Annotated in this window: 12 protein-coding genes and 1 tRNA gene; 5 read left to right on the forward strand and 8 right to left on the reverse strand. The window is 41.8% G+C overall.

Translation table 11 applies throughout. The annotated features are described in order from the left end of the window. Position 1 precedes the first annotated feature (1 nt). Positions 2-868, reverse strand: a complete 867-nt coding sequence (speB, locus tag MK127_03635; GenBank protein ID MCH2531891.1) for an agmatinase — start codon at positions 866-868, stop codon at positions 2-4. 16 nt (positions 869-884) lie between these two features. Continuing rightward, positions 885-1,304: an S-adenosylmethionine decarboxylase gene (locus tag MK127_03640; protein ID MCH2531892.1), complete on the reverse strand. Its 420-nt coding sequence runs from the start codon at positions 1,302-1,304 to the stop codon at positions 885-887. A 149-nt stretch (positions 1,305-1,453) separates the two neighbouring features. On the opposite strand from MK127_03640, the gene MK127_03645 reads away from it, so the two are divergent. Then, complete coding sequence (locus MK127_03645; GenBank protein ID MCH2531893.1) at positions 1,454-2,683, forward strand: competence/damage-inducible protein A; 1,230 nt, start codon at positions 1,454-1,456, stop codon at positions 2,681-2,683. 16 nt (positions 2,684-2,699) lie between these two features. On the opposite strand, the gene MK127_03650 is transcribed toward MK127_03645, so the two are convergent. Both MK127_03650 and lepB read right to left on the reverse strand, forming a co-directional pair. Next, positions 2,700-2,774, reverse strand: a tRNA-Lys gene (locus tag MK127_03650). Positions 2,775-2,791: 17 nt separating this feature from the next. Further along, entirely contained in the window at positions 2,792-3,376 is a 585-nt protein-coding gene (gene lepB / locus MK127_03655; GenBank protein ID MCH2531894.1) for a signal peptidase I, read from the reverse strand. Positions 3,377-3,430: 54 nt separating this feature from the next. Here lepB and MK127_03660 point away from each other — a divergent pair, with 54 nt between their 5' ends. Next, positions 3,431-4,270 carry an SIMPL domain-containing protein gene (locus MK127_03660; GenBank protein MCH2531895.1) on the forward strand — a complete coding sequence of 280 codons (840 nt, stop codon included), beginning with the start codon at positions 3,431-3,433 and terminating at the stop codon, positions 4,268-4,270. A gap of 128 nt (positions 4,271-4,398) precedes the next feature. On the opposite strand, the gene MK127_03665 is transcribed toward MK127_03660, so the two are convergent. The 3 genes from MK127_03665 to MK127_03675 form a co-directional block, all read right to left on the reverse strand. After that, positions 4,399-5,094: a hypothetical protein gene (locus MK127_03665; GenBank protein ID MCH2531896.1), complete on the reverse strand. Its 696-nt coding sequence runs from the start codon at positions 5,092-5,094 to the stop codon at positions 4,399-4,401. A gap of 55 nt (positions 5,095-5,149) precedes the next feature. Beyond that, positions 5,150-6,307, reverse strand: coding sequence for an MFS transporter (locus tag MK127_03670; GenBank protein ID MCH2531897.1), 1,158 nt, complete (start codon positions 6,305-6,307; stop codon positions 5,150-5,152). Positions 6,308-6,396: 89 nt separating this feature from the next. Further along, positions 6,397-7,623, reverse strand: coding sequence for an MFS transporter (locus tag MK127_03675; GenBank protein MCH2531898.1), 1,227 nt, complete (start codon positions 7,621-7,623; stop codon positions 6,397-6,399). A 108-nt stretch (positions 7,624-7,731) separates the two neighbouring features. Between MK127_03675 and MK127_03680 the strand changes: the two genes are divergently transcribed. The 3 genes from MK127_03680 (at position 7,732) to MK127_03690 (ending at position 11,746) form a co-directional block, all read left to right on the forward strand. After that, the gene (locus tag MK127_03680) at positions 7,732-9,069 is read left to right on the forward strand and encodes a glycine--tRNA ligase (GenBank protein ID MCH2531899.1); all 1,338 of its coding nucleotides are present in this window, start codon (positions 7,732-7,734) and stop codon (positions 9,067-9,069) included. Positions 9,070-9,103: 34 nt separating this feature from the next. Continuing rightward, positions 9,104-10,405: an exonuclease SbcCD subunit D gene (locus MK127_03685; GenBank protein ID MCH2531900.1), complete on the forward strand. Its 1,302-nt coding sequence runs from the start codon at positions 9,104-9,106 to the stop codon at positions 10,403-10,405. 63 nt (positions 10,406-10,468) lie between these two features. Beyond that, complete coding sequence (locus MK127_03690; GenBank protein MCH2531901.1) at positions 10,469-11,746, forward strand: Gfo/Idh/MocA family oxidoreductase; 1,278 nt, start codon at positions 10,469-10,471, stop codon at positions 11,744-11,746. A 42-nt stretch (positions 11,747-11,788) separates the two neighbouring features. Here MK127_03690 and mutS read toward each other — a convergent pair. Next, on the reverse strand, positions 11,789-13,127 hold a 1,339-nt coding region (gene mutS / locus MK127_03695; protein ID MCH2531902.1), incomplete at its 5' end, for a DNA mismatch repair protein MutS.

The following is a 13,127-nucleotide window of genomic DNA, read 5'->3' on the forward strand; positions in this document are numbered from 1 at the left end:
TTCATTTTTGCTCTGTAGCATATGCTATAAGTTTATAAACTAATTTTGCGGCAGTATAAGAGCAGGTTTCAGGGCCTTCATTTGGCGATAGCTCTACAACATCAAACCCTACAATTTTCCGATTATGGGATACATGCCTGATTATCCGCAGCGCTTCCCACCAGCCTAGGCCCCCAGGCTCAGGAGTCCCTACCGCAGCCATCAAGGAAGGATCAAAAGCATCAAGATCAAACGATATGTAGACATTTTGGGATAATGTTGCCGTAATAGACTCTAAATCGGTAATTTCTTCAGCAAAACGCTGAATTACGGGAGTTTTGCTTGTCTTTGCAAATATTGATTCCTCTTTAGTAAGGCTCCTTACTCCAACAATAGTTACAGGCGCATAATCGAGCATTCTCCGTGACGCACATGCATGGCTGTAAGAGTTACCTTGATATTCATCGCGAAGATCTGCCTGCGCATCAAATACCAAAATACTTAAATCTTCATATTTGAGCGACATCGCTTTCACTACCCCTGCTGAAACCGAGTGCTCTCCCCCCAAAACTCCAACCAATTTTTCTTTGTTGATATAGCTAGTTACAGCATCTGCAATTGTCAGTGTCATAGCCTCTGAGCTTGATAGATTCGACGCCAAAGCTTCTGCAGTATGGATTCCAATTTGGCATGGTTCGATGCCTAATTCCGAGTCAAAATCTTCCATTTCAGCAGAAGCTCGGATAATTGCAGCAGGTCCCGAATTTGTACCTTTTTTGTAACTAGTGGTGGATTCAAAAGGAACCGGTAATATGACACATTTAGAATTCTCTAAGGAATGTTCAGTTTGATCTAAAGCCAGAAATGAGTTAGGAGTAGTTTGCCACATTGAAGATGCCTAAGCCTTAGATTTTTGTCCTTCGTTGCAATTCGTAACGCTCAGACTCAACCACTCTTGAGGCCGTTTCAGGTACAAGATGCTCTAGACCTCTATCCAAAATCCAGCATTCGAGTTTGTCGATCTGAAACATTGACTTAACTTCTTTCTTAGCGTTTTCTATATCAAATTCTTTGCATGAGAAGACATCAACATTCAAGTAGTTACGATCGGGGAAAGTATGAACACTTATATGGCTCTCAGCTATAATTACAAAACCTGATACTCCCCAGTCTTCTTCCACAGGTCCACGGTAAATTTGGACCGATGGCTCAGAAATTTTGGTCATAGCTATTCGCTCTGGGAATTTGTCTAAAAATTCTAGGACGATTTCTGAGCTAGCGAGTAATCCTGAAGGGCTTCCGTATCCATCAATTGCTAAGTGCATAAATCTCCGTAACTATCTATGTATTTACCTTCATTCAGGCTAGCATCGCTCGGGCCCTACTACAACTGTAAGAAAAAAACGAATCCCAAATGCTATACTCGCATGACTTGTATGTCGCAAAGTTGATCTCGCTTTCGATCGGATAATCAATGGACGCAGAAATTATTGCAGTAGGCACTGAATTGCTCATGGGAGAAACGCAAGATACCAATTCTTCATGGATTGGTCAGCGGCTACCTGAATTCGGAGTAGAACTGAAACATGTCACCATCGTAGGTGATGATCTCCAAAGGCTCACTTCAACTGTAAATCTTGCGTGGGAACGGTCAAATTTGATAATAATCATGGGAGGCTTGGGGCCAACATTAGATGATTTAACCCGAGAAGCAATTGCCAACATGCTCGGAGAAGAACTTACAACTGACCCTGACCTTGCAAAGTGGCTAGAGGATAGCTTTGCTCGTAGGAACATAAACCCAATGCCTGTGCAAAATCTTCGGCAGGCAGGTGTAATTCCTTCTTCAAAGCCGATCCGTAATTCAATGGGCACAGCTCCAAGTTGGTGGATAGAAAAAGACAATCGAATCTTAATTACTCTTCCTGGCCCTCCAAGAGAACTGACTACCATGTGGAGTACCGAAATAGCCTACCGCCTGAAAGAGAAATTACCTGGGCAAAAAATTTTATCAAAGACATTTAAGACTATTGGGTTAAGTGAAGCTGCAGTCGATGAAGCAGTAAACGAAGTGTATAAGATTGAAGGGCTCGACTTCGGAGTATATGCAAAGCAAGATGGTATCTATGTACGAGCAATCGCTAAAGCCTCAACAGAGAAAGAAGCAAGCAAAACTTTACTAAAAGCTGAATCCATAATCCTGCAATCTTTAAATGATTATATCTGGGGTACAGGAGAGGATTATCCTCCGGAGAAAGCAGGGGAACTGCTGGCTCAACAGAGCCTTACGCTTGCAGTTCTCGAGTCGTGTACAGGTGGCCTACTTGGTGCAGCATTGACTGAAATACCTGGATCTTCGAAATATTTCATGGGAGGAATGATCACTTACACGAATGATATGAAAATTGCATCAGGTGTTTCATCAGAATTATTAAATAACTTTGGGGCAGTCAGTGAAGAGGTAGCCAAAGAAATGTCCGTAGCTGCATGTAAAAGATTCAACACTGACTGCGGTATTGGGATCACTGGAATCGCTGGGCCTGGTGACCATGAAGGTATAAAGGCGGGTACAGTTTTCATAGGTGTAAACACGCCGCGCTCATTAACCGTAACTAAGCACGAATTCCCTTCAAGGAGGCCTCTAGTAAGAAATCGAGCGGTAACTGCTGCGCTATTACAGCTTATAAAAGCACTGAACTCTTAAAAACCCTGCACGATTTTGGTACCCCCGGACGGACTCGAACCGTCAACGCTTGGATTAAAAGTCCAACGCTCTGCCTTTGAGCTACGGGGGCCTATTTATTCATTATGGCTATCGAAACAAAAATTTGTTATCAATTTTTGGTAACGGCCAGTAATTTAACCACACTTCACCAATAATATTCTCTTCCGGTACCCAGCCCCAGTGCCGAGAATCATCACTTTCGGACCTATTATCACCCATCACAATATATTTACCCAACGGTATGACACGATCGACCAAGCTTTCATTGGAGTTATGTACCACATAGGGCTCTTTTAAAACTACCCCATTTCGAATAACTCTTCCGTTTTCTATTTCTATTGTATCCCCTGGAACACCTATCACGCGCTTCACCAGTATTTGTCGTTCATTCCTAGGCCACCGAAACACAACAATGTCCCCAAAAGAAGGTCTACCTAAAGGGTACCAACGAGCGGTTTCTGGTCTATCGAAGGTAGGAATAATATTTGCAACTTTATTTTTCTCAATGCTCAAATAAGCCAATTTATTAACTATCACTCTATCGTAATCGGCATAAGTAGGGTTCATACTCGGGCCCTCAACCCTAAAATTTTGGATTGTGGCTTGCAGTAATAAAACAAAAAAAATCGCTAGTGCGACAGTTTGTATTGATTCTCTAAACGCTACTCGCATCACCCATATACCAATCGATTATAATATTATACAGCCTGAGAGTAATATGGTCTTATGGGTAACATACATAACAACATAATTTATGCAGTACTTGTACTTCTCCTAGTCATGATTGCTACTGGATGCAACGATAATGGCTCCAGTAACAGCGTACCAATGGAACCCTCGACAAGTAATACCTCTGAGCAGATCAATAGTATTTCTCGAACCACTACTGATGGCCAAGGGCTTATTTCTTCTTCTAATATTAATCATGACGTAGGAATACATGTGACTGGCGCAGGAGTGATTACAGTAGAGCCTGATATCGCAGTTTTGTCCGTCTCAATTGAAACTACGAATAAATCGCTGTCAATTTCCTCAATTAAAAATGCGAAATCTACCGAGCTGGTTTTGAAGGTATTGAAGGCCAACGATGTCAATGAAGAAGATATTAAAACACAGCGATATTCCACACAGCCGGTATACAAATACACACAAGAAGAAGGTCAGAAACTACAGGGTTACAAGGTAACTAACTCGTTACAAATTACCTTGCGGACAATCAGCAACAATATAGGCCCCATCATTGATGAATTAGTCAGTTCTGCAGGAAACGATATTAGAATCAATCAAATCAATTTCCGGAAAGAAGACACTAGCAGTGCTCTACGCCAAGCCAGAATCCTAGCAGCCCAAAATGCAATTGAGATAGCAGAATTGTACGCCTTAGAAATGGGAGTAACGAGAGGGAAATTACTTTACGTAGTAGACCAGAATTCCTCGCGATATCCTGAAAAGGATTCATTTGCAATGGCTGAAGCTGGACTAACTGCGCGATCTACTCCAACCACAATCATTCCAGGTGGCTATGACATCACTGCTACCATACGTGTGGTTTTTGCAATCAATTAAAGCATTCACTCTAGGGGAGTGTCGTCTCGGTTAGCCCATTCTCCCATTGAGCCATCATACATACATACGTCAGAGTAACCCAATAACGCCAGTACAAAAGCAGCGTGCGCCGCACGCACCCCACCCTGTCAGTAAATATGAATCCGTTTTTCTGAACTTATACCTACGCTAATTAATAAAGATTCCAAATCCTTTGTAGATTTAAAAGTTTGATCTTCATTAACAAGATTGGTCCATTCCAGGTGCACAGCACCGGGAATGTGGCCAACACGATTATTCCCTCTTGAATTAGCTCCGCTATATTCATCATCCGATCGAACATCCCAGATGAGGGAATCATCGTTCCCTATCGCTAATTTTAATTTTTCTACATCGGATTGAATTGCTTGATTTACATAATCGGTAGTAAATAAAGAGCTTTTGTATGGAAATGGTGGACCCGACTCTATAGGCAAATTCAAAGAAGACCACTCACTCCAGCCACCATCAAGGATTTTTACATTTGAATGGCCATAGTAGTTCAAAACCCACCACAGTCGTGCAGCATCCCTACTCGAAAATCGATCATAAGCTATCACCAATGTGTCATCACCAATTCCTATTGACTCGAACCATTCTTTTGCTTCAGTAGGAGGCGCGACTAGTCGCTTATTTTCACTTCCTTTTATCTGCCATGATGGAGATAGAACTGCGCCAGGTATGTGACCTTCAAGAAATTGTTCTTGGTCTTGGGCCATTTCAACAATCCTAATTCCATCTTCGCTAAGATGACCTGCAAGCCAATTTGCACTTACCAATAACTGATCTCTTGGACTTGCTGCCATACTACCTCCTAGTTTCCCAACAATAGTGAAATCGTTCTACGGAAAAGTCACAGTATCATTTTCTTGGAGGTCTAGCTAAGTAAGAACAGGCTCCACCTACAAGCAATACCACGGCAAAGAATAACAAGGCTATAGAATAATCGCCATTCGTGTCAAAAACATATCCAGCCAAAATAGGACCCACAGCGTTTGAGGCAATGACAAACGGATGAGTTATTCCTCGGATCATCCCTATAGAGTATCGGCCAAAATAATCTGCATACACTACTGGCAACATTGAAAAAATTCCTCCAAAAGCCGCAGATTCAAAAAAAGTAAAGAAGAGCATTGGCAACCCTGGAGGAAGCTGAATTGCGATAAGCATTGCTATCGCACCAGCCACTATAAAAATACTCACTGCAATACGCCCTTCTAAATACTCCATGACCCATGCAGCAAAAAATCCACCAATTAGCATACCCACTGCGTGTACTATAAGTACCGGACCAATCATTCCTTCAGAAAGACCCTGATCCAAAAATAATGGAATTCTATGAAGCCCAAACCCTCCACCTGCAATCATTGCGCTCATATGAGTAAACATAAGAAACCAAAAGACTTTTGTTTTTACGGCATCCCGGGAAGACCACAATATTTCCTGTGAAGGAAAGGACGGATTTTCAATTCCAGACTCATGGAGTGCATTCCCGTCAGGTGATAATCCAATTTCTTCAGGCCTACGAGCAAGAATAAGAATCCATGGAAATACTGAACAAAGTGCGACAATAGAACCTAAAACCCAAAGAGCCTCTCGCCATCCCCAAAAATTGATAATAATCGCAGCAATCAAAGGCCACATACCAAGGCCAATGCGGCTGCCATTGATTGCCACAGCCGTCGCTAAAGCCCGTCGTCTAATAAACCAGTTTGCAATGACTGTATGGCCTGCAAGGTTCTGAATATTCATCATTGCCATCCGGCCAATCGAAAATGCAACGTATAGAGCGATAAGATTTTCTGCAAAGCCCATAGCAATTAAGGAAAAACCCATGAGTAGCGCTCCAACTGTCATCACAGAACGCCCTCCATAGGCATCAAGTAATTTCCCTATTAATGGGCCCACTAGAGCTGCAAGTATGGTAGCGAAACTAAACACACCTGAGACAGCAGTCCTTGACCAGCCAAATTCCTCTGTCCACGAAGGAATAAATACGCTAAAAAGTGGAGCTGCCAAGGAGCCACTTAATACCATTGTTATTGATACTGCTCCAGCAACTACCCAGCCATAATAAAATTTATTGTTATTTGCGAAGTTTTTAATTTCTAGCTCTCAATCAATTTTGCTGGCTTTACTAACGTTTCTTTAGCTACAAACATCAGCAAAGCTGCAGCAATCAAAAGCACCGGAGCATAAACGAAAAATGTTATTCCTGCTCCATAATTTACTGCTAAAACTCCTCCCAATAATGGACCTGTTATCGCGCCCACCTCAGAAAAAGTTCTACGCGCTGCCTGTAACCTAGCTCGTGCTGAATCAGGCACGACGTCATATGTTGATGTGGCGACCGATCCCAATGAAAGCCCGTTGGCAAATCCCATTGCAACGGCAATAACAATTAAAGGATTAAAAGACCCCAAGAAAGGAATCACAAGAAAAGCCAATCCTGGAAGCATAGTACTTGGTACTGTTGCCCATTTCCTCCCAACTTTATCGACAATAAAACCTGCAGGGATGATCATTATTAATGAACCGAAAGTCATAAGGAAAAACAGGAACCCTATTCGGCTGGCAGACATACCAATTTCATCCGCATACAGAGGGAACATACTCTGAAATGACATCCGGTACAGCATCATGCTAGCAGTAGCAAAAACCAAGACTAGGTACGTTGAACGTAATGCAGGGTCTATTTGGAAGAAAAGGCCTTTAATTCGATTAATAAAATTGCCATTTAATCCTAATTCTTCCGTATTTACATCTCGATTGAGTGGCTTTGAGTTAGGCGCAAAATAACCTACTATAAAAACTAGTAACGATAGGAATGTATACAAAGCAAATACTGATCGGAACCCAGAAGCATCGGCTAAAACACCACCTGCTAGTCCACCAAGTCCCATTCCTACTGCATGAAACCCCATAAACCCGCTCATTAACCGACCTCTTTGGGTAGCTTTTACCAAATCAACACCAGCTACTTCTCTACCCAGCATCCAGCTACTATCCGCAATACCCGCAATGAACAATGCGATAAGTAAAGGCCAAAAAAACGGGGAAATTGACGCAACGAACACAGACAAACCTATAATTAAAGGACCCACAGTTATGGCAATGCGGGTACCAAATCTATCGATTAAAACCCCTCCAATCGGTTGTCCCACAAACCTTCCTAAAGCAAAAGCTGTAACAATTTGCGCCGCGATACCCCCTGTTATTTCAAAATGACCAGCAATCATAGGAATAATTGGCATGATCATGCCATGCCCTAATCCCAAAAATATCGTAGTCGAGTACAGCACTATTAATCCGCGAACTACTGAAACTGCAGGCATTAATACTCCATAGAAAAATTGTAAATGTACGCCACAGAAGGATACGAGTATCTCAGGTATACTATAACCGGATAAAGCCACTTATACATTCACGGAGGGGGAATATCTGTGGTAGAGCTTAGTAAGATTGTGTCCCTTGCCAAAAGGCGAGGTTTTGTTTTTCCATCTAGCGAGATCTATGGAGGGATAGGTTCAAGCTGGGATTACGGTCCACTTGGTGTTGAATTAAAACGAAATGTTAAAGAGGCTTGGTGGCGTTCAATGGTATACCAGCGAAATGACGTCGTTGGTCTTGATAGTGCCATCATTCAAAATCCTCAAGTATGGGTTTCTAGTGGACACTCAACAAATTTTACTGATCCTTTAGTCGAATGCCCTGATTGTCATAAAAGATTTCGTGCAGATCAGCTCGATGACCCACTCAAATGCCCTGAAGACGGGGGTACATTATCAGATCCCAAAATGTTCAACTTAATGTTTAAAACTTTCGTCGGTCCTGTAGAAGACTCAGCAAATCAAGTATGGCTAAGGCCAGAAACTGCACAGGGAATATTCATTAATTTTGAAAACGTGGTCACTTCTACAAGATCAAAGCTTCCTTTTGGGATTGCTCAAATAGGGAAATCTTTTCGTAACGAGATCACTCCGGGTAATTTCATATTTCGAACGCGTGAATTTGAACAAATGGAAATGGAATACTTTGTAAAACCTGGTGACGATGATGCGTGGCACGAGTACTGGATAAAAGCTCGATATGATTGGTACAAATCTCTGGGGATAAAAGAAGAGAATCTGCGCCTACGCGTACATGAAGGTAATGAACTCGCACACTATGCGAAAGCGACCTCAGATGTTGAATACGCCTTCCCTTGGGGATGGGGCGAACTAGAAGGCATAGCAAATAGGACTGATTTTGATTTAAGTCAGCATGAATCTGTCTCAGGGAGAAATCTCAAATTCTTTGATCAGGAGCTGAATGAACATTACTTTCCTTATGTGATAGAACCTGCGGCAGGGGTCGATCGTGCAGCATTAACGTTTATGTTCGATGCTTACGAAGAAGAACTTATTTCGTCAGTTGATGGTAAATCTGAGACCCGTACGCTAATGCATTTTCATCCTGACATAGCCCCTGTGCAAATAGCAGTGCTTCCATTAAGTCGCAATGAGAAACTTACTCCTATATCAAGAGAGGTCGAATCCAAGCTCTTAAAATACTCCTTCAGATGTCAATACGATGATTCACAATCGATAGGTAGGCGATATAGGAGGCAAGATGAAATAGGAACGCCCCTGTGCGTTACTATAGATTTTCAAACTGCAGAAGATGACAAGGCCGTAACTATTCGTAATCGCGATTCAATGAAACAAATTCGCGTACCTATTGAAAATTTAATTGAAGAAGTGAATGTACAACTTGCATCAATGGGTAGTCTGTCAAGCTAGAAAAATACCTCTAAAATATGGTTTGCACTAATTCGTGAAATTATTACACATATCTGACATTCATATAGGAGTTGAATCCTACGGTAGAGCTGCAACTGAAGAAGACGTCGTTTCACTCCCAGCGCATTTTGCCCCAGGCGAAGATCGATCCCAATTCATTGGCATAAATACGCGATTAATAGATTTCCTTTCAGCTATGGACGAGGCTGTTTCTTACGCCATAGAAAACAATATTCACTTAGTGTTATTTGCAGGAGATGCCTATAAATCTCGGGATCCATCACAAACTCATCAGCGAGAATTTGCGAAGCGGATAAATCGGCTTTCCGATGCGAATATTCCTGTATTTCTTACAGTCGGTAATCACGATTTGCCTCATATAGCAAATCGTGCAACCTCGTTAGAAATCTTTCCCACTTTAAACGTAAAGAACGTCACTGTTGCCCAAAGTTTGGAAACCCATCTTATACATACGGAAGCTGGTGATATTCAAATTGTAGGGCTACCTTGGATACGAATAGGGCAATTCATGGCGCTGGAAGAAACTCGAAATATGACCATGGAAGAAATTAAACAATCGGTTGAAAATCGGTTGACTGAGATGCTTGAGCAAGAAGTTGCATCACTAGATTCTTCTCTACCGTCGGTGCTGTGCGCCCATGTCAATATTTCAGGTGCAAAAACTGCGTCAGAGCGTTCGATGATGCTCGGTAATGATCATTTACTCAGTCTTGGGACAGTTGCTATACCTGAATTTGACTACGTTGCTCTTGGCAATATCCATAAGTACCAAGTCTTAACACATACCCCTCCAGTCGTTTATGCAGGTAGTATCGAAAGAGTTGATTTCAGCGAAGAGAAAGAGGATAAGGGTTTTGTTATTGTAGAAATTGATCCTTCTTTGCCAAGCGGACAAAAAACTCTAAGTCATTCTTTTGTACCTATTAATGCACGGCCTATGATCACATTTAATATCTCGCCGAAGTTAGATCAAGACCCCACTCAAGTCGCACTTGATGCAATAGGTCAAAAGCAGCAAGAATTACGCAAGGCTATTGTCAGGTTCCGAATAAGTATGAGCACTGAGCAAGAGCATCTTTTCAACGAACCTGCAATCAGGCAAGCTCTTAACGAATGCTTCCATCTTGCAGGTATTGAGAAGATTATTAATAGAGATAGAAGAACAAGAATTGACGTAAATGAAGCAGAGAAAATATCTCCTACAGAAGCCGTTCGTAAATACTTTGAGGCAAAATCATTACCTAAAACCCGAGAGGATGAACTAATGAAGTATGTACAGCTTTTGCTTAACGAAGAACTAGAAGATACTCATTAAAGGCTGGTTGTTTGACACATTCATTAAGCAGTGATAGACCGACATAGAAAGATAGAGGTAATTATGGCAAAAAAGACACTGGGTGTTGCGATGGTAGGAATAGGTGTTGGTGGCACTGAAATGCTTCCAGCATTTGAACAAATGGAAGAAATCGATCTTATTGCTGGAGCAGATACCAACCCTCTTACCAGAGAGCGATTTCAAGCAAGATATGAAGCGACTGCCTATTCAAACTTAGAAGAGCTTTGTGAAGACCCTAATGTAGAAGCTGTTTGGATTTCAACACCAAATCGCTTCCATGCACCAATGGCAATCTATGCTCTCGAGCATGGCAAACACGTGGTAGTTGAGAAGCCTATGGCTCTTGATTTGAAAGAAGCCCAAGCAATGTGTGATGCGGCAAAGCGTACCGGAAATGTTTTAATCGCGGGCCATACAAGATCATTTATACCTCCTTTCAGGAAGATGTACAGCATCATCAATTCTGGTCAACTTGGTGCAGTAAAATCGATTAATTTTATGGCCTATACAGACTGGCTTTTGCGTCCACGTGTATCAGAAGAATTAGATTTGAATCAAGGAGGAGGCCTTGTTTATCGACAGGGCCCTCATCAAATTGATACTGTCCGTCTTCTCGGAGGGGGTATGGTTAAAAACGTTCGTGGAGTTGTTGGGCAATGGATGCCAGAAAGATCGATACCAGGGTACTACTCTGCCATTTTTGAATTTGAAAATGGTGCCTTCTCCACAATTGTCCATAATGCTCATGGCTATTTCATGGGAGCCCAAATGGTTCCATGGGGCCATGATCGACAGCGATATGACGAACCCGAAAGAGTTTTAGTCAGGAATGGAATGATCAACGGCACTCGAGATGAAGAATCTGACAAGCAAGCCATTCGTATTGGTGGAGAGCGCGAGGTCGAAATTTTCAAACGAGAAGGCCAAAACCGTGAGATTGGTGGAGAACCGTGGGTTCCTGCTGAACCAGGGTTTGTAGTTGTTTCATGCGAAAGAGGAGACATCACTCGTTCAGCGTATGGAATCACTGTTTACGATAACAAAGGTCATCACACAATTGATCTTAAGCCCCCTGCGGGTTGGGCAATGAATCGGCGAGCAGAACTAAAAGAACTCTATGAAGCCGTTGTAAATGGTGCACCTGTATATCACACTGCTGAGTGGGGTATGGCTACGTTAGAAGCCACACTTGCAGTAATTGAATCAGCTAAAACGGGTAAGCTTATTGATTTAAAGCATCAAATCCCTGTTCATTCCGATTATTCAAATGCCAAAATATTTGACCAAGATCCATTGGATGCAGGCGTAATTACTGAATAATAAGAGAATGGATAGGTCCATCTGGAATTAACTCAGATGGACCTATCCATTCTTTGCTTCGCTTATAATTTGCGCAAGCTTGTCCAATGCCTGCCTTGGGGTAATATCGTCTAGATCAATTTCTTTTATTGATTCAAAAAGCTTTTCTATTTCGGGTGGATAATCTACGTGGAAATTAAATTGACCTTGCGCAGGGCCACCAGGTAAATTTTTACTTTTTACAGTTTTTGATCTTCCATTCAATGTTTCATGTTCTTGTAATAGCTCTTTTGCTCTTTCAATTACTGAGAATGGTAATCCCGCTAGCTGCGCTACTTGTACACCATAACTTTTGTCTGTACCTCCGCTAACAATCCTATGGAAGAAAGCAATTCTACCATTACTTTCCGATACCAATATGCTTAAATTGGTAACTCTCGGTAATCGTTCTGCCAGAGTGGTTAATTCATGATAATGAGTTGCGAACAATGTGCGGCAGCCTAAAGATGCTTCATTATGAATATGCTCTGCAACAGCCTGAGCAATTGAAAGCCCATCAAATGTAGAAGTGCCTCTTCCAAGCTCATCCAAAATAAGCAACGACCTTTTAGTTGCATGGTTAAGTATTGACGCTGTTTCCACCATTTCAATCATAAAAGTTGATTGCCCTGAAGTTAGGTCATCCTGCAATCCTACACGGGTGAAAATCCTATCTACTAAACCCACGTGAGCTTGTTCTGCAGGTACAAATGAGCCTATTTGTGCCATCAATACGACAAGGGCTACTTGGCGTAAATAAGTAGATTTACCTGCCATGTTAGGCCCCGTAAGTATTACGAGCTGTGAAGCTTCTGTAGACATGATTGTATCGTTAGATACAAAAGTCCCTGGGGGCAAAAATCTTTCGACGACAGGGTGTCTAGCACTTACCAGATTGAGATTCTCATCGTTCGATAAGGAAGGCCGTACATAACCGTAACGAGACGCGGCTTCACCAAGAGAAAGTAATGCGTCAATTCGAGCTATAGCTAATGCAGCGCCAAGTATTCGAGTCGAAAATGATAAAACTTGAGAGCAAACATTCTTGTAAATTTGAGTCTCTAATTCTTGAAGCTTCTCGCTCGCGTTAAGAACTTTATTCTCATACTGCTTCAACTCTTCAGTGAAAAATCGCTCAGCATTTACTAAAGTCTGTTTTCTTATGTAATCATCAGGAACATTATTCAAATGAGAATTGGATACTTCGAAAAAATAACCGAAAACTCTGTTATACCCAATCTTTAAATTTCCAATTCCAGTACGAGATTTTTCTTGCTGCTCTAATGCCGATATGTATTTACGAGCGTCACGTGTTGCTGAAATTAAATCATCAATCTCTGAAAAATAACCTTCCCGGATTATT

Source organism: Dehalococcoidia bacterium, assembly GCA_022449765.1.
Classification (GTDB): domain Bacteria; phylum Chloroflexota; class Dehalococcoidia; order Lucifugimonadales; family Australimonadaceae; genus UBA2963.